A 16,705-nucleotide genomic window follows, 5' to 3' on the forward strand; every position below is an offset into this window, starting at 1 on the left:
AAAGAGAAGATGAATAAAGCCAAAGAAGGCAAATGCGGTGAAGGTAAGTGCGGCGGTGAGATGAAAGAAAAAATGAATAAAGCCAAAGAAGGCAAATGTGGTGAAGGTAAGTGTGGTGGCCAGCAATAATTGTAAATGACATTAGTTGTAGGGAGTTGCTCAAAAAGGATTTTGAGCAATTTCTTTAATGATGAGAGGGGATAATATGACTTCAACATCTGTAGGTTTAGGCCTACGACGTGAGATGCTGCCAGAGCTATTGCAGCATGTGCCAGATCAGATTGGCTTTTTTGAAGTCGCACCTGAAAATTGGATGGCACTGGGGGGCAAGTACGCTAAACAATTTAAACAGTTGACCGAGCAGCATCAATTTTTTTGTCATGGGCTGTCACTATCAATTGGTGGGCCAACACCATTAGACGTTGATTTTGTTAAACAAGTAAAAGCGTTTATGGATTTACACCAGATTGATATTTATTCGGAACATTTAAGTTATTGTTCTGGGCATGGGCATTTATATGATTTGATGCCAATCCCATTTACTCAAGAGGCGGTCAGTTATATCGCAGCAAGAGTAAAGCAAGTCGAAGATATTATTGAACGGCCACTGATCTTGGAAAATGTTTCTTTTTATGCAATGCCACCAGGCGATATGAATGAAGCTGAGTTTGTTAATGCGGTAGTGGCGGAGGCCGATTGTAAGTTATTACTTGATGTTAATAATATTTATGTCAATTCGGTTAATCATCAATATGATGCGAGTGAATTTTTAGCCAAAATGCCGACGGACAGAATTGCCTATTTGCATGTCGCAGGACATTACCAACAACAGCAAGATTTAATTATTGATACTCATGGTGCAGATATAGTTGATCCAGTTTGGACGCTATTAAATGATTGTTATCAGCAACATGGTGTGTTTGACACCTTACTAGAGCGCGATTTTAATATTCCCCCGATTGTAGCGTTATTACCTGAACTGAACCAAATACAACAGATGCAATTACAGCAATCTAATCTACAAATTCGGAGTGCTTAATGAATTTTAGAGAGTATCAATTTAAGTTTATTGATTATATAAAAGACCCTCAAGCAGCGTTACCTGACAACTTAACTCATGAGCGTATGGCGGTTTATCGCGAACTTTTTTTTTAATAATGTAGTTGGTTTTGTTAGCCAAGCTTTTCCAGTCTTAAAGTCTATTTATGGTGATCAAGCATGGCGTGATTTAGTGGACACGTTTTTTAAACAACATGATTGTCATAGTCCCATCTTTATTGATATTGCCGAAGAGTTTTTGCATTACTTACAGCATGAGTATGTCATCCAAGCGTCTGACCCTGATTACATGTTAGAGCTGGCACATTATGAGTGGTTAGAGTTGGTGGTGAGTACTCAATTTTCAGACCCTTTATTGCAAAATATTACCCTGTTAGATGAAGAGACCGTGCTGTTGCTCGAATCAAGTAGTCAAGTTGCGCAATATCAGTTTCCTGTGCATCAGATAAGTGAAGATCATCAGGATGTAGAAATCAGTGAGACGGGTTATTTTTTCTGTATCTACCGAGATGCAGATGACAATGTACAGTTTATGCAGTTGAACCCTATGAGTGCACAAGTGCTTGCATATATACAGCAAAGTAGTCAAACATCGACCAAGCAATTGTTAGCTTGGCTCGTGAAAACTTATCCTGATTTCCCACCACAAAGTATGGTAGATGGCTGTTTAACTATGTTGTCGCAATTTAGTCAGAAGGGTATTATTAAAACCACTGCAAAATAAGTTAAAAAAATGTGTTTATTGTGAATTTATATCGTTATAATGCAGCCGTTAGCAATTATTGGCATGGAGTTGATATGTCTGAACAATTTAAAGATCCATTTAATATCTTGTATTTACTAGTTTTTGTGCTTTTGCTCTTGATTCCCACCTTGCCAGCGACTCTGTCATGGCTTAAATTTGCCGGAGTGTTGTAAGTTTTTATTTTTCGGTAAGGCATTTAATGTCGATTAAGCGTATTTTCTTTGCTGTTGTTGGTTTAATTAGTCTACTGCTAGGCGTGATTGGGATCGTTATTCCTATTTTGCCGACAGTGCCTTTTATTTTGCTTAGTGCATATTGTTTTGCTCGTTCAAGTCAACGTTTACATCAGTGGTTATTAACCCATCCGTGGTTTGCCGATGGATTAAATGATTGGCAAAAACACAAAGCGATGAAAGCAAGTTTAAAAAGGCGAGCATTTTGGGTCACAATAGCCAGTTTCAGTATCAGCATTATCATTGTGCCATTACTTTGGGTTAAAATAATGTTGGCCATTATGGCTGTCGTTTTACTTAGCTACATGCGCACAATACCAGTAATAAATGATTAATTTTTGGGATGCTGATGATTCTTTGATCCACCCCAATTTAAATTAGATGAGATGTATTACAATTTCATCGTTATGTAATTTTGAGATATGGACATGACTGTAAAGGTGTTAGTGGTTGATGATAACAATATCAGCCGAGAAGTAATTTCTGAGCTATTAGTAAAACAAGGCTGGTTAGTGACAACCGCTAAAAATGGATTGCAAGGATTGCATTTTTGTAATCACCAGCAGTTTGATGCTGTTGTTACCGGCTTTTACATGCCCTTACTTGATGGGCCACACTTTGTAAAAATACTGAAACGAAATCCTCAATTTGCTGATATTCCAGTCGCGATGCTGAGTACGCGAACAGAGCAAGAAGTGATGACGCATTTTGAGCAAAATGAACTCGCATTATTTATTAGAAAACCTTTGAATAACGCCACAAAACAACAATTCCTTGATAAGCTAACAGCGCTAATTGTTGCATCTGAACATAAAGCAGCATAAGCTTACCCCTTAGTAGTCCACCTTGGGTGGACTTTTTTATGTCACTGTTCGGCAATTCATGCTGACAAAAGAAGTTAACGACTATGGTTATGAATACTGATAGCTTAGCGCTGATTAAACAAAGCATTAAAACAATTCCTGATTATCCTAAAGCTGGCATCATGTTCCGTGATGTAACCAGTTTGATGGAAGATCCAATTGCGTATCAAACAACAATTCAACTTTTAGTAGATCAATATAAAGATCAAGGTTTTACTAAAGTTGTGGGTACTGAAGCTCGTGGCTTTTTGTTTGGTGCTCCTTTAGCATTAGCACTTGGTATTGGCTTTGTTCCAGTACGTAAGCCGGGTAAATTACCGCGCGCAACTATTGCTGAAAGCTATGAGCTTGAATACGGTCACGATGTACTAGAAATTCACACAGATGCGATTGAAGCTGGTGATAAAGTATTAGTAGTTGATGATTTATTAGCTACAGGTGGCACGATTGAAGCCACAGTTAAATTAATTCGCGCTTTAGGCGGTCAAGTTAACCACGCTGCATTCGTTATTTCATTACCAGAATTAGGTGGTGAGTCTCGTTTACAAGCTCTTGATTTAGAATTGGTTAAATTATGTGAGTTTGAAGGCGAATAAGCACTCAACTCATCGGCTCCTTATGGTAACAATTAACAACTCATGTTATTGTTCCACTCCATAAGGAGCTTGCTCCTACATTGTATTTGGGGAGTGTCATGTCTTATCAGGTGTTAGCCAGAAAATGGCGCCCTGCCACATTTGAACAGGTTGTTGGTCAATCACACGTACTACAAGCGTTAACCAATGCTCTGAGTCAACAGCGTTTACACCATGCTTATCTTTTCACCGGCACTCGAGGTGTTGGCAAAACCAGTTTAGCGAGGCTTTTTGCCAAAGGGCTTAATTGTGAGCAAGGCGTAACTGCGACCCCTTGTGGTAAGTGCGCAAGTTGTATTGAAATTGCTGAAGGTCGTTTTGTCGATCTTATTGAGGTGGATGCAGCTTCGCGAACTAAAGTTGATGATACCCGTGAACTATTAGATAACGTGCAGTATCGTCCGACTCGTGGCCGTTATAAAGTGTACTTAATAGATGAAGTACACATGTTGTCTCGTAGCAGTTTTAATGCGTTATTAAAGACATTAGAAGAGCCTCCTGAGCACGTCAAATTTCTATTAGCGACGACCGATCCGCAAAAATTGCCGATTACAGTATTGTCGCGTTGTTTGCAGTTTAATCTTAAAAGTCTGACTCAAGATGATATTGATCAGCAGTTGGCCAAAGTATTAAGCGCAGAACAAGTTCCATTTGAATCTCAAGCCCTTAACCTATTAGCTAAAGCTGCTAATGGTAGTATGCGTGATGCACTCAGCTTAACAGACCAAGCGATTGCATTTGGTGCAGGGCAGGTGTTAACTCAGCAAGTGCAATCAATGCTAGGTAGCATTGATGAGCATCAAGTACTGGTGCTGCTGCATGCATTGATCAATGGTGATATTGCGCAATTAATGCAGACCAATGCGGATGTATTATCCTTTGGCGCAGATGCTGATGAAGTCTTACGAAGTCTGCTTGAATTATTACATCAAGTTACTTTAACTCAGTTTGCTCCTGCCGCTGCGCAATTATCACTGTATGCGGAACAAATTAAGGCACTAGCGAAGCAGTTAGAGCCAGAGCAAGTTCAACTTTACTATCAACTTCTACTCACTGGTCGTAAAGATCTGCCTTATGCGCCAGATCCTAAATCAGGTTTGGAGATGGCACTGCTACGTGCAGTTGCGTTTGTGCCTGATACTGAGATTAAGCAGTGGCAGGTTGAGCAGCCCTTACAGCTAGATGAAGTAATTGAAGTTAAGCCTAAGCTAGATATTCAGCCGCAGATTGATATTGAAGTTGCAACTTCGGTCGTAACTCCTGTCGTCACTGCGACTACACTTGCTGCAGAGCCAGAGCCAGAGCCAGAGCCAGAGCCAGAGCCAGAGCCAGAGCCAGTTGCCGCAGAACCTGAAGTTAATATCGCAGCTCAACAGCCAACAGAATCGATAGTTGCTGATAGTCATTTTGATTATGACAGTGATAATGATGATATGGATGCAGCGTTAGCCGCTGAACAAGATATGATCTATTCACAAGCATATAATCAAGGTTTTCATGATAATGAGCCCATGATTGCGGCTGATTATCATGCTACGCCGACTAATGAGCCAGCACGTGTTGAGGCAACTGAAACGTCTCATGTTGAAGTTCAAACAGTTGCAATTGAGGAAGAAGATGACCTACTTGATGCGGTATTAAATGCCCGTCAAGAATTATTAGGTGATGTTTCTGAATTAGAGAAAGAAGCTGAGGATGACTCTGCAAAAAAGTCGACCGCTGACTCAGTATTTAAGCATAAACCTCGAGTGGCCAGTGCCGCTGAGTCAGTCGCTACACCCGCAGTAGAAGCATCAACAGTAATCACTGAAATTGAAGATAGGCCGCCTTGGGAAGATCAACCTGAGCCTGTAGCAATACCATCTCAAGTTAAACAAATTGCACCTGTTGCAATACCAAGTGAAACTAAGTTAGCGCCGTTGGTGTCTACTGGTGAGGATGCTGCAAGTTCGGTGAGTACTACGATTGCTGATATCATGCATTTGCCTGCTGTTGCTGACAGTATTAGCGGCGATGAGGTTGATTTACACTGGTACAAGCTCATGTCAGCTTTGCATATTGGTGGTCGAGTGAGACAGCTAGCGGTCAATTCAGTTTGCTTACAATTAGATGAGCCGTTACCGCTAAAATTAAAACCTGATCAAAAACATCTTGCAGCTGCAGGGGCTATTGAGCAATTAGCTGAAGCCATTAGTCAGGCAATGGGTAAGACGGTATCGTTAACTATTGATGTTGGTGTGGTTTCAGGTCGTGAAACACCACTTGAGATTAGACAACGCTTTCATCGAGAATTGTTGCAAGGCGCGCATGTGTCATTAATGAATGACAGCAACGTGCAGTGGTTTATGCAGCAAATGGGGGCAACGCTGATGGATGATACATTAGCATACCCACAAGAATTATTAGCGCTACGCAGTCAAGAGATTAAAGCTTTGGTTGAGATCCCAAATTAAGCTTAATTTTAACGTGTAGATTGCTAAAGCATTATAATTTAGTAAGATTAGCCAATCATAAAACAAAGAGATAAATTTATGTTCGGAAAAGGCGGTATGGGCAACTTAATGAAGCAAGCCCAAATGATGCAAGACAAAATGGCGAAAGTGCAAGAAGAAATCGCTCGCATGGAAGTTACCGGTGAAGCTGGTGCTGGTCTAGTTAAAGTGACTATGACGGGTTCACATTCAGTTCGTAAAGTTGATATCGATCCAACTCTTTTTGAAGATGATGATAAAGAGATGATCGAAGATCTGATTGCGGCAGCATGTAATGATGCAGCGCGTCGTGTTGAAGAAAATCAAAAAGAAAAAATGGCTGAAGTGACTGGCGGAATGCAACTTCCACCAGGCATGAAAATGCCATTCTAATCTGACGTATTAATGAAATTTAGTCCGTTAGTCGATGAGCTGATCCAATCTCTGCGCTGCTTACCCGGTGTGGGACCTAAATCAGCTCAGCGTATGGCGTTTCAATTATTGGAACGTAATCGTAAATCAGGATTGCATCTTGCTGATGCGCTATCACGCGCAATGAGTGAAGTGGGGCATTGTCAAACTTGCCGTACTTTTACTGAAGAAGATCAATGTGCCATTTGTGCGAGTCACAAACGCGGTAATGCTGAGGTTATCTGTGTGGTTGAAACACCAGCAGATGTACTTGCGATTGAAGCTGGTGGCCATTTCAGTGGTCGTTACTTTGTGTTGCTTGGTCATTTATCACCATTAGATGGTATTGGCCCTGAAGAGTTAGGCTTAGCCTTACTTGAACAGCAATTAGCAACACAAGGCATTGCTGAATTAATTTTAGCAACAAATCCAACCGTTGAAGGCGATGCGACAGCACACTTTATTGCGGATATGGCTAAGCGCCATAATGTTAACGTGAGCCGAATTGCACATGGGGTTCCTGTGGGCGGTGAGCTTGAATATGTTGATAGCACGACGTTAGCATTATCTTTCAATGGACGACAGCCGTTGTAGTTTTACAGCGAACTTGTCATTAAAAAGCCCGTAATGGGCTTTTTTTATGTCCAAAAAGCACGCAATTGGTGATTGATTTATTTTTTTCCCTTGAAAACTCATTTTTGAGCCCCATCTTTTTAATATCAAAGATTTTTGAGTCATATCTGCTACTGGATTATTTTAATGCTAGCAGATGTAATACACGAATTAACAAGGGAAATATTCATGTCTCATCAAGAAACACATGGCTTTCAAACTGAAGTAAAACAACTATTACAGTTAATGATCCACTCTTTGTATTCAAACAAAGAAATTTTCTTGCGTGAACTGGTTTCTAACGCAGCTGACGCAGCCGATAAATTACGCTACCTCGCATTAACTGACGATGCATTGTATGAAGGTGATGGCGAGTTACGTGTTCGCATTCGTGGTGATAAAGAACAAGGTACAGTAACCATTGAAGATAATGGTGTTGGTATGACCCGTGAAGGTGTGATTGAGCACCTAGGTACCATTGCTAAATCAGGTACTGCAGATTTCTTTAAAAACCTATCAGGTGACTCAGCTAAAGACTCACAATTAATCGGCCAGTTTGGTGTGGGCTTCTATTCCGCATTTATTGTGGCTGATAAAGTCACTGTACGCACACGTGCAGCTGGTGCACCAGCGGAACAAGGTGTTGAATGGCAATCAAGTGGTGAAGGTGAATTTACCGTTACTGATATCGTTAAGCCAACGCGCGGCACTGAAATTATTCTACACCTACGTGAAGATGAGCAAGAATTTGCTGATGATCATCGTTTACGTTCAATTATCACTAAATATTCAGATCATATCTCTGTGCCAGTTGAAATGTGGCAAGAGGGAACTCCAGAGTCTGAAGGCGCTGATGGTGAAAAAATCGCGGCGACTGAAGGTCAATGGCAAGTGATGAACAAAGCCACAGCACTTTGGATGCGCAATAAATCAGATATTACCGATGCTGAGTATCAAGAGTTTTACAAGCACATCAGTCATGACTTTGCCGATCCATTAGTGTGGAGTCATAACCGCGTTGAAGGTAACCAAGAATATACTAGCTTGTTGTATCTACCTGCTAAAGCACCTTGGGATATGTGGAACCGTGATCGTAAACATGGTCTAAAATTGTTTGTTCAGCGCGTCTTTATTATGGATGATGCTGAGCAATTTATGCCGACTTACTTACGTTTTGTACAAGGTTTAATTGACTCAAATGACTTGCCACTAAACGTATCGCGTGAAATCTTACAAGACAATAAAGTGACTAAGGCATTGCGTACAGCATTGACTAAGCGTGTATTGTCTATGCTTGAAAAATTAGCCAAAGATGAAGATAAATATCAGCAGTTTTGGGCTGAGTTTGGTCAAGTATTGAAAGAAGGTCCAGCTGAAGATTTCGCTAACCGTGAGCGTATTTCTGGTTTATTACGTTTTGCTTCAACCCATACTGATAGTGCATTACCAACAGTAAGTCTTGATGCGTATCTAGAACGTATGAAAGAAGGTCAAGATAAGATTTACTATATTGTTGCTGATTCATATCAAGCTGCTGTACATAGTCCACACCTTGAGCTTTTACGTAAGAAAGGCATTGAAGTGTTATTAATGTCTGAGCGTATCGATGAGTGGTTAATTAATCACTTAACTGAATACAAAGGTAAGCAGTTACGTTCAATTACCTCTGGCGAACTCGACTTAGGTAGTTTGGAAGATGAAGCAGAAAAAGAAGCGCATAAACAACTAGAAACTGAATCAGAAAGTTTAGTTGAACGCTTTAAAACTGCGTTAGGTGATAAAGTGTCTGCGGTACGTGTGACTAGCCGTTTAACGGATACACCAGCTTGTGTGGTGACCGGTGAAGGCGAAATGTCGAGCCAGATGATTAAATTAATGCAGGCTGCAGGTCAACAGGTTCCAGAATCAAAACCAACATTTGAATTGAATCCAACTCACCCATTGGTTGCGCGTTTAAATGATGAACAAGATGAATTGATGTTTGCTAACTGGGCTAATTTATTGCTACAACAGGCACAATTATCAGAGAAGGGTAGCCTAGCTGACCCATCTGAATTTATCACGCTAACTAACCAAATGTTGATTGCTGGTTTAAAGTAATTAACTGATAAAACAGATAATGGCGAGCTTAGCTCGCCATTATTGTAAGGGATACTAATGAATAACATATTAGATTTGACCAAGGAAAATATTCAACAAGTCGTTGATGCTTCAATGCAACAGGTTGTCGTCGTCATGTTTTGGGCAAATCAAAGTCCCGAAGCCATGTCTACCTTAGCGAATATCGAACAGATTGCTCAAGCGCAATCCGGTCGATTTGTACTCGCAAAAGTCGATTGCGAAACGCAAATGGAAATTGCTCAATATTTCCGAATTCAGCAACTGCCAACGATTTTAGTGCTGAAACAAGGGCAGCCAGTTGATGGTCTAGCCGGTCCGCAAACCACTGAACAGTTAGCAACTATGCTAGAGCAGCATTTACCGCCGTTATGGCAATTGCAATTGGCTCAAGCAAAACAATTACTCGCTAATGATGATGCCACTGCTGCAAGTGAGCTATTGAAACAGGCATTAATCGCTTCAGATGATGCGCAAATTAAGTTGGTACTTGCTGATGCTCAGTTAAGCCTTAATGATATTGCTCAAGCTGAGATGTTGTTGTCACAAATTGGTTTAGCAGATCAAGATGGCTATTATCAGAATTTAAAAGCGAAATTAGCATTGGCGCTTGAAGCTGCTGATACACCAGAAATTCGAGAGTTACAGCAACAGTATGATGCAGCGCCAGATAATCTTGATGTGATGATTGCCTTAGCAAAAGCATTACATCAAGCGCGTCGTGATGATGAAGCTTTAGCATTATTATTTGCGCCATTAACAAAAGATATTTCTGCCCATAATGGTCAAGTAAAAGCAGCATTTTTAGAAGTAGTAACGGCACTTGGTCAGGGCAGTGTACTGGCTAACCAGTATCGCCGTAAATTATATAGCTTGCTCTATTAGTGTTAATTTAGATCAAAATTAGTATAAGTCGTGGTTTTATCGCTTCTCAAGACTGGTCAGATATGCGAAGATCGGCGATCTACAAGAAATTCAATGCGAAATAAGAGGACTCTTGCAATGCGCATTATTCTATTGGGTGCCCCTGGTGCCGGTAAAGGTACTCAGGCTCAATTTATTATGGAGCAGTACGGCATTCCACAAATCTCTACAGGTGACATGTTACGTGCAGCGGTTAAAGCTGGTACTCCACTTGGATTAGAAGCTAAAAAAGTGATGGATGCAGGCCAATTAGTGTCTGATGAGCTAATCATTGGTTTAGTTAAAGAACGTATTGCCCAAGACGATTGCGCTAAAGGTTTCCTATTAGATGGTTTCCCTCGTACAATTCCTCAAGCAGATGCAATGGCTGAAAATGGTATTGTTATCGATCACGTTATTGAGATCGACGTTCCTGATGAAGAAATTGTAAGCCGTATGAGTGGTCGTCGTGTTCATTCTGGTTCTGGCCGTGTTTACCACGTGACATTCAATCCGCCTAAAGTGGAAGGTATTGATGATGTTTCTGGCGAAGAGTTAGTGATCCGTCCTGACGATGAAGAAACAACTGTACGTAAGCGTTTAGGCATTTACCATGAGCAAACTAAGCCACTAGTTGAATACTATGGCAAAGTAGCCGCTGCTGGTCATACTCAGTACCACAAGTTCGAAGGAACTCAGTCAGTATCTGCAGTAAGTGACGAGATTGCTCAAGCATTAAAATAATGCTGTAAAAGTTAACTTTGATTGCGTTTGATCGCAAAAATTAAAAAGCCCGCTATAGCGGGCTTTTTTTATCCCCAAAGCAATGCTAGCCTGCTCAAGAATATAAATGAGGAAGATATAAACTTTGAACCCCATAAAGCCTGACTTTGGTGTGTTGTTGGTTAATTTAGGAACACCTGAGGCGCCCACGCCTTTAGCTGTAAAACGTTTCCTAAAACAGTTTTTAAGTGATCCAAGAGTTGTTGATTTGTCTCCTTGGCTTTGGTGGCCAATCCTAAATGGGGTAGTACTGACTACTCGTCCTAAGAAAGTTGCACAGTTATATCAATCAATTTGGTGGCCTGACGGCTCACCATTAATGGTGGTGAGTGGGCGACAACAGCAAAAATTAGCAGAAGATCTATTTGCCGTTTACGATAAAACTATTCCTGTTGAGTTAGGTATGACCTACGGTTCACCGTCATTAATGGATGGTGTAGCAAAGTTACGTAAGCAGGGGGTTGATCGCATTGTCGTATTACCGCTTTATCCGCAATATTCATGTTCGACTGTGGCCCCTGTTATTGATAGCTTATATTCGGGATTTGCTTTATTACGCGATGTACCAGAGGTACGGGTCAATAAAGAATATTATCAGAATCCGTTATATATAAAGGCACTGGCGACATCTGTACGTAAACATTGGCAGCAATATGGACAAGCGCAGAAATTATTGATGTCATTCCATGGCGTCCCTAAGCGCTATGTTGAACAAGGTGACCCTTATTACAGTCAATGTAAACAGACCGCAAAGTTGCTGGCTGCTGAGTTAGGCCTAGCAAGGGAACAATGGCAGTTATGTTTCCAATCTCGGTTTGGTAAAGAGCCTTGGCTAACGCCTTATACGGATGAATTACTGACAAGTCTGCCTAATGACAATATCACCCATGTGGATGTGATATGCCCAGCTTTTGCCGCAGATTGTTTAGAAACTTTAGAAGAGATATCGGTAACGGCTAAAGCCAGTTTCCTCAAGGCAGGTGGCAAGCACTATCATTTTATTCCATGCTTAAATGATAATGATGTGCATATTGAGCTGCTATGCCAGCTAGTACAAAACCAAGCTAAAGGGTGGTGATACCCTATATTTATTATCACAAAGATATAGCAGATTAGGGTTTTATGGTAGAATCTGCCAAATTTTTTGCTAGGGCATGAGATCGTCCTAGCGAGAGCGAGGGATATCATGAGAGCAAATTATCCCTTATAAACAGTTTGCATGGATGCTAACAACAGAGAACCCAATATGAAGTTTCCCGGCCAGCGCAAATCTAAGCATTATTTTCCCGTCAAAAATCGTGATCCGCTTTTAGCTCAACTCACGCAACAACCTAAGCCTTTCTCGACTTATGTTTGTGGTATTGACCAAACCTTAGTGGATATTGAAGCTAAAGTTGAAGATGAATTATTGGCTCGCTATGGCTTACCAAAGGGTAACTCAACCTTGATCAATGATGAGCAAGCCCATGCTCTATATCAAGAGTTAAAAGATAATGAGATGATCAGTGATGAATTCGCTGGTGGTACCATTGGTAATACCGTTCATAACTATTCGATTTTAGCTGATGACCGCTCAGTATTATTCGGTGTGATGAGCAAAAGTGTTGAAGTGGGTAGCTATGCATATCGCTATTTATGCCATACCTCATCAAAAGTAGATCTTAACTACTTACAACCCGTGCAAGGCCCTATTGGTCGTTGTTTCACTTTGATTTCAGAGTGTGGTGAGCGTACTTTTGCTATTAGTAAAGGCTCAATGGATAAATTAACGCCTGATCATATTGATAAAGATGTGATTCAGGCGGCTCAGCGTTGGTTTTAACCGCTTATTTAATGCGTGCAAGTGGTGGTGATCAAATCACTGAAGCAGCAATGAAAGCGATTGAGTATGCCAAAGAAGCGGAAGTACCCGTAGTATTAACATTAGGGACTCGTTTCTTAATCGAAGAAGATCCAGAGTGGTGGCAAAACTTTATCACCGAGCATGTGACTATTCTAGCCATGAACGAAGATGAAGGCGCGGCGTTAACAGGCCACAATGACCCATTATTAGCCAGTGAAGTTGCCCTTGAGTGGTGTGATATGGTGTTGACCACGGCAGGTCCAATTGGTCTATATACTGCGGGTTATACTGATGAGTCGCTAAAGCGTGAAACAGTACACACTTTGCTACCGGGTGCTATTCCAGAATTTAATCGTTATGAGTTCTCTCGTCCAACGCTTAAAATTGATTGTGAAAACCCGTTAAAGGTTTATGCGCATATTTCACCTTATATGGGTGGCCCAGAGAAGATCCGTAATACTAATGGTGCGGGTGACGGTGCGTTGTCGGCACTATTACATGATCTTGCGGCAAATACTTACCATAAGACCAATGTTCCTGGTTCAAGTAAGCATAAGCGTGATGGTTTATGTTATTCATCTTTCTCACAAATCTGTAAGTACGCTAACCGTGTTGCTTATGAAGTGTTGGCACAGCATAGTCCACGTTTATCACGTGGTTTACCTGAGCGCGAAGATAGCTTAGAAGAGTCATACTGGGGTCGTTAATTCGTACTCACTAGATAAATAAAAAGGCGTCCTCGGACGCCTTTTTGCTTTTAATTAGCTAGAGTGAGTGATTAACTTTGTTCAGACTCACCCGCATGGACCTGTTTTTTAAAGCTGCCAGTCGTTTTGCCCGCTTGAGTATTATTAAAGATTTCTTCATTAAACTCATTTTCTGATTTAGCAATAATAACGGTTGCAACAGAATCTCCTGTAACGTTTACCGCAGTACGCACCATATCGAGTAATCTATCTACGCCAATAATAAGTGCAATACCTTCTACTGGTAAGCCTACTTGGTTCAATACCATTGCTAGCATAATCAGACCAACACCCGGTACACCCGCGGTGCCAATTGACGCTAATGTCGCGGTAACAACGACCATGGCATAGTCAGTAATCGTTAATTCAATACCAAACACTTGCGCAATAAAGACCGTCGCGACGCCCTGCATAATCGCGGTGCCATCCATATTGATGGTTGCACCTAAAGGCAAGGTAAATGAAGCAATCTTATTATCTGCGCCTAAACGGTGCTCAGCGGTTTCAATAGTAACCGGTAAGGTAGCGTTAGAGCTTGCGGTACTAAAGGCGAACAGCTGTACGTCACGCATCTTACGGATAAAGGTGAAAGGACTTAAGCCTGTAAATAGCTTAAGTAGGACTGGATAGACCACAAACCCGTGGATTAATAATACAAAGAAGACTAAGAAGAAGTATTTAACCACACTGCCAAATGTTTCTAAGCCTAAGGTCAGTGCCAATTTCGCCATTAATGCAAATACACCATATGGTGCCAACTGCATAATTAAGGTGACTACACGCATAATGACTTCATTCAAGTCATTAAATAGTGCCGCAATGCGCTTACCTCGTTCTCCGATATGAGCAATAGCAAAACCAAAAATAACTGCAAAAATAATGATTTGCAGCATATTGCCTTCACTCATCGCATGCAGAGGGTTAGTCGGCACAATATTGATTAATATACTCGATAAACTTGGTGCAGCAGTGGCATTAAAGGTTAAGTTTTCAGCTGCAAGAGATGCATTGCCGGGATGGACTAATATAGCCATTGTGATAGCAACAATTAATGCTATTGCAGTTGTAAATAAGTAAAAAGCGAGTGTTTTACCACCGAGTCGACCAAGCTTAGAAGGCTCACTCAAAGAACAAGTACCACAAACTAATGAAACAAATACCAGTGGTACAACTAACATTTTCAAACTGTTGATAAATATTGTACCAACAACGTGTAAAAATCCCTCTGTAATGTAGTCTTTAATAAATAAGCTGTCTGGAAAAATGTTGCGCAGTAAGAGTCCGAAAATTACACCGAGCAACATACCAAGCAGTATCTTACTGGTTAAGCCCATCTTTAAATTAGGGGTCATTGATTATACTTCCTGTCTGATTTTTATACTTTTATAAGTTTTTCACCGAACAGATTAGCAAGAAACATCCGTTGTGAAAATGATAAAATAAGTGAGCGTTATGATTTGGAAGGGTTAATTAAATGTATGTTGGCGTGTGGGCCTAATGATCCGCCTCCAATTTGTGTCTTTCATAACACTTGAATTGTGAGGCGGATTAAGTGGTGTAACTGACTATGGCTTAGTTACGCTGGAATGAATATACACTGCCTAATTTTAGTAGTTGAGTTAGCTCATCAAGTGCTGTTTGTGATTCGATTAATAATGATTCATCAACTAAATCATCAATATCAAGTCGATCACGGTAGTGTTTATCAATCCAATTATTGAGGTGTGCGAATAAAGTGTCGTTAAGAATAGTTGCCTGATTAACCGCAGCCAATTCGGTATCATTTAATGCGACTCGTAGTCGTAAACAAGCTGGGCCACCACCATTTTGCATGCTTTGTTTAACATCAACAAAATGAACCTTGCTAATTGGATTATTCAGTTGCACTAACTGATCAAGATACTGTGAAACCGCTTGGTTCTCTTGACAATTTGTTGGTGCAATAATGATCATCTCACCAGAAGGTAAATTGACTAATTGGGTATTAAATAGATAACTATTAATGGCATCTTGAACACTTACGTTTGCTGTTGGCACTTCGATTGGATAAAAATCACCATCAAACTTTTGCTGTATTTTGGCAATAACCTCAGCGTTATCAATAAATGCTTGTTGGTGATAAAACAAGACATTTTTATTGCCCACTGCAATCACATCATTATGAAATACACCTTGGTCTATAAGGTCTGGGTTTTGCTGGATAAATAACGTGTTGTCATCATCCAATTGATGCAATCGTGCCACCGCTTTTGATGCTTCGAGGGTTTGCCTTGCTGGAAATTTTTTAGGTTGTGGTCTATCAGACGGTTTAGCTTCTCTGCCGTAGACAAATAACTCTAAGCCGGCATGACCATATTCTTGACATAAACGGGTATGGTTAGCAGCTCCTTCATCACCAAATGTAGGATGAGCGGGCAGGGCATCATGATGGCAAAAATAGCGTTTATCATTAAAGGTTGCGCGTAATATTGCGCTGGTTGTTGGATGCTCAATACTGCGGTGAAATTTTTCAATTAAATTGGCTGCCGTAAAATGAACTTTACCGTCGTGAGTATCGGCACTTGGTGAAACGGTTGCGGCGTTAGCTGTCCACATACTGGAGGCACTGCAGCATGCTTGTAATAATTGAGGGGCTTGCGCTGCGGCTTGTTTTAATACTTCAGCATTCGTACCACCAAAACCAAGCATTCTGAGGGTATTGATATCGGGCCTTGATTGCGGTGCTAAAATGCCCTGTGCAAGCCCTAAATCAGCGAGGGTTTTCGCTTTGAGTAATCCTTGTTTAGCCGCAGCTTTGGGATTTGATGTTAACGCTGCACTATTGGCTGATGCTACATTACCATAAGAGAGCCCTGCGTAATTGTGCGTCGGCCCAACAAGTCCATCGAAATTAGCTTCAAAGTGCTTCATTATTATTCCTTTTTCTTTTGGCTTTGATTTGCGTAACCTAGTCAGTATACGGATGCTAGTCAGGTTATCAAGATGGTATTGTTATGTTGCTAAAATGATTTTATAAAGTTATTTTAACATCAGCATAAGCTGTGCCAAGTAGAGGTAAATGCAGCTGTTTTTTAGCTAAAAATGACTGGTTAATAAATTTTTATCTCTCAATAATTTGATTTTACACTTGCGAGAACGCTCAGTTTGGAATATTACTAAATAAAGAAAGTATCCCTATCAAATGACTTTTATTTTAAGAATTGGTTAAAAAATGGCTCTCTAGCACACATAAAATAGGGATTAACTTGAAAGTGTCGAGACAACCATCTATATATGGAGCCAA

15 protein-coding genes and 1 pseudogene are annotated in these 16,705 nt (G+C 40.7%); 14 read left to right on the forward strand and 2 right to left on the reverse strand.

Annotated features, from left to right (window positions below):
* From JCM15074_RS25750 to JCM15074_RS21370, 14 genes and pseudogenes are all read left to right on the forward strand, one after another.
* A partial coding sequence (locus JCM15074_RS25750; RefSeq protein WP_444544579.1) for an HvfA family oxazolone/thioamide-modified RiPP metallophore occupies nucleotides 1-129 on the forward strand: 129 nt, incomplete at its 5' end.
* A gap of 76 nt (nucleotides 130-205) precedes the next feature.
* On the forward strand, nucleotides 206-1,039 hold the full coding sequence (locus tag JCM15074_RS07040; protein ID WP_037469295.1) for an HvfB family MNIO-type RiPP peptide maturase: 834 nt from the start codon (nucleotides 206-208) through the stop codon (nucleotides 1,037-1,039).
* A 78-nt stretch (nucleotides 1,040-1,117) separates the two neighbouring features.
* A complete protein-coding gene (locus tag JCM15074_RS21360) occupies nucleotides 1,118-1,783 on the forward strand; it encodes an HvfC family RiPP maturation protein (RefSeq protein WP_306302221.1) in 666 nt (221 codons plus the stop codon).
* Between the two features lie 220 nt (nucleotides 1,784-2,003).
* Entirely contained in the window at nucleotides 2,004-2,372 is a 369-nt protein-coding gene (locus tag JCM15074_RS07055; RefSeq protein WP_025820568.1) for a YbaN family protein, read from the forward strand.
* A 93-nt stretch (nucleotides 2,373-2,465) separates the two neighbouring features.
* On the forward strand, nucleotides 2,466-2,861 hold the full coding sequence (locus JCM15074_RS07060; RefSeq protein ID WP_025820569.1) for a response regulator: 396 nt from the start codon (nucleotides 2,466-2,468) through the stop codon (nucleotides 2,859-2,861).
* Between the two features lie 83 nt (nucleotides 2,862-2,944).
* A complete protein-coding gene (gene apt / locus JCM15074_RS07065; RefSeq protein ID WP_025820570.1) occupies nucleotides 2,945-3,496 on the forward strand; it encodes an adenine phosphoribosyltransferase in 552 nt (183 codons plus the stop codon).
* A gap of 98 nt (nucleotides 3,497-3,594) precedes the next feature.
* Nucleotides 3,595-5,988 (forward strand): DNA polymerase III subunit gamma/tau, encoded by a 2,394-nt coding sequence (gene dnaX / locus JCM15074_RS07070; protein ID WP_025820571.1) that lies wholly within the window; start codon nucleotides 3,595-3,597, stop codon nucleotides 5,986-5,988.
* A 78-nt stretch (nucleotides 5,989-6,066) separates the two neighbouring features.
* A complete protein-coding gene (locus JCM15074_RS07075; protein ID WP_025820572.1) occupies nucleotides 6,067-6,399 on the forward strand; it encodes a YbaB/EbfC family nucleoid-associated protein in 333 nt (110 codons plus the stop codon).
* Between the two features lie 12 nt (nucleotides 6,400-6,411).
* Nucleotides 6,412-7,011, forward strand: coding sequence for a recombination mediator RecR (gene recR, locus JCM15074_RS07080; RefSeq protein ID WP_025820573.1), 600 nt, complete (start codon nucleotides 6,412-6,414; stop codon nucleotides 7,009-7,011).
* Between the two features lie 207 nt (nucleotides 7,012-7,218).
* Complete coding sequence (gene htpG, locus JCM15074_RS07085) at nucleotides 7,219-9,129, forward strand: molecular chaperone HtpG (protein ID WP_025820574.1); 1,911 nt, start codon at nucleotides 7,219-7,221, stop codon at nucleotides 9,127-9,129.
* Nucleotides 9,130-9,186: 57 nt separating this feature from the next.
* The gene (locus JCM15074_RS07090; protein ID WP_025820575.1) at nucleotides 9,187-10,032 is read left to right on the forward strand and encodes a tetratricopeptide repeat protein; all 846 of its coding nucleotides are present in this window, start codon (nucleotides 9,187-9,189) and stop codon (nucleotides 10,030-10,032) included.
* 117 nt (nucleotides 10,033-10,149) lie between these two features.
* The gene (gene adk, locus JCM15074_RS07095) at nucleotides 10,150-10,794 is read left to right on the forward strand and encodes an adenylate kinase (RefSeq protein ID WP_025820576.1); all 645 of its coding nucleotides are present in this window, start codon (nucleotides 10,150-10,152) and stop codon (nucleotides 10,792-10,794) included.
* Nucleotides 10,795-10,918: 124 nt separating this feature from the next.
* Complete coding sequence (gene hemH, locus JCM15074_RS21365) at nucleotides 10,919-11,911, forward strand: ferrochelatase (RefSeq protein ID WP_037469299.1); 993 nt, start codon at nucleotides 10,919-10,921, stop codon at nucleotides 11,909-11,911.
* A gap of 168 nt (nucleotides 11,912-12,079) precedes the next feature.
* A pseudogene (locus JCM15074_RS21370) lies at nucleotides 12,080-13,383 on the forward strand (inosine/guanosine kinase).
* 71 nt (nucleotides 13,384-13,454) lie between these two features.
* Here the strand turns inward: JCM15074_RS21370 and JCM15074_RS07110 are convergent.
* Together JCM15074_RS07110 and astB are read right to left on the reverse strand one after the other, a co-directional pair.
* Complete coding sequence (locus JCM15074_RS07110) at nucleotides 13,455-14,774, reverse strand: dicarboxylate/amino acid:cation symporter (RefSeq protein WP_025820577.1); 1,320 nt, start codon at nucleotides 14,772-14,774, stop codon at nucleotides 13,455-13,457.
* Between the two features lie 220 nt (nucleotides 14,775-14,994).
* A complete protein-coding gene (gene astB / locus JCM15074_RS07115) occupies nucleotides 14,995-16,332 on the reverse strand; it encodes an N-succinylarginine dihydrolase (RefSeq protein ID WP_025820578.1) in 1,338 nt (445 codons plus the stop codon).
* Nucleotides 16,333-16,705: the final 373 nt, after the last annotated feature.

The sequence above is a fragment of the Shewanella marina JCM 15074 genome (assembly GCF_000614975.1).
Lineage (GTDB): Bacteria > Pseudomonadota > Gammaproteobacteria > Enterobacterales > Shewanellaceae > Shewanella > Shewanella marina.

Excerpts from the sequence above, each read along its gene's own strand:
- JCM15074_RS07040 (WP_037469295.1), top strand. The coding sequence starts at position 206 with ATGACTTCAACATCTGTAGGTTTAGGCCTACGACGTGAGATGCTGCCA.
- JCM15074_RS21360 (WP_306302221.1), top strand. The coding sequence starts at position 1,118 with ATGAGCGTATGGCGGTTTATCGCGAACTTTTTTTTTAATAATGTAGTT.
- JCM15074_RS07055 (WP_025820568.1), top strand. The coding sequence starts at position 2,004 with ATGTCGATTAAGCGTATTTTCTTTGCTGTTGTTGGTTTAATTAGTCTA.
- JCM15074_RS07060 (WP_025820569.1), top strand. The coding sequence starts at position 2,466 with ATGACTGTAAAGGTGTTAGTGGTTGATGATAACAATATCAGCCGAGAA.
- apt (WP_025820570.1), top strand. The coding sequence starts at position 2,945 with ATGGTTATGAATACTGATAGCTTAGCGCTGATTAAACAAAGCATTAAA.
- dnaX (WP_025820571.1), top strand. The coding sequence starts at position 3,595 with ATGTCTTATCAGGTGTTAGCCAGAAAATGGCGCCCTGCCACATTTGAA.
- JCM15074_RS07075 (WP_025820572.1), top strand. The coding sequence starts at position 6,067 with ATGTTCGGAAAAGGCGGTATGGGCAACTTAATGAAGCAAGCCCAAATG.
- recR (WP_025820573.1), top strand. The coding sequence starts at position 6,412 with ATGAAATTTAGTCCGTTAGTCGATGAGCTGATCCAATCTCTGCGCTGC.
- htpG (WP_025820574.1), top strand. The coding sequence starts at position 7,219 with ATGTCTCATCAAGAAACACATGGCTTTCAAACTGAAGTAAAACAACTA.
- JCM15074_RS07090 (WP_025820575.1), top strand. The coding sequence starts at position 9,187 with ATGAATAACATATTAGATTTGACCAAGGAAAATATTCAACAAGTCGTT.
- adk (WP_025820576.1), top strand. The coding sequence starts at position 10,150 with ATGCGCATTATTCTATTGGGTGCCCCTGGTGCCGGTAAAGGTACTCAG.
- JCM15074_RS07110 (WP_025820577.1), bottom strand. The coding sequence starts at position 14,774 with ATGACCCCTAATTTAAAGATGGGCTTAACCAGTAAGATACTGCTTGGT.
- astB (WP_025820578.1), bottom strand. The coding sequence starts at position 16,332 with ATGAAGCACTTTGAAGCTAATTTCGATGGACTTGTTGGGCCGACGCAC.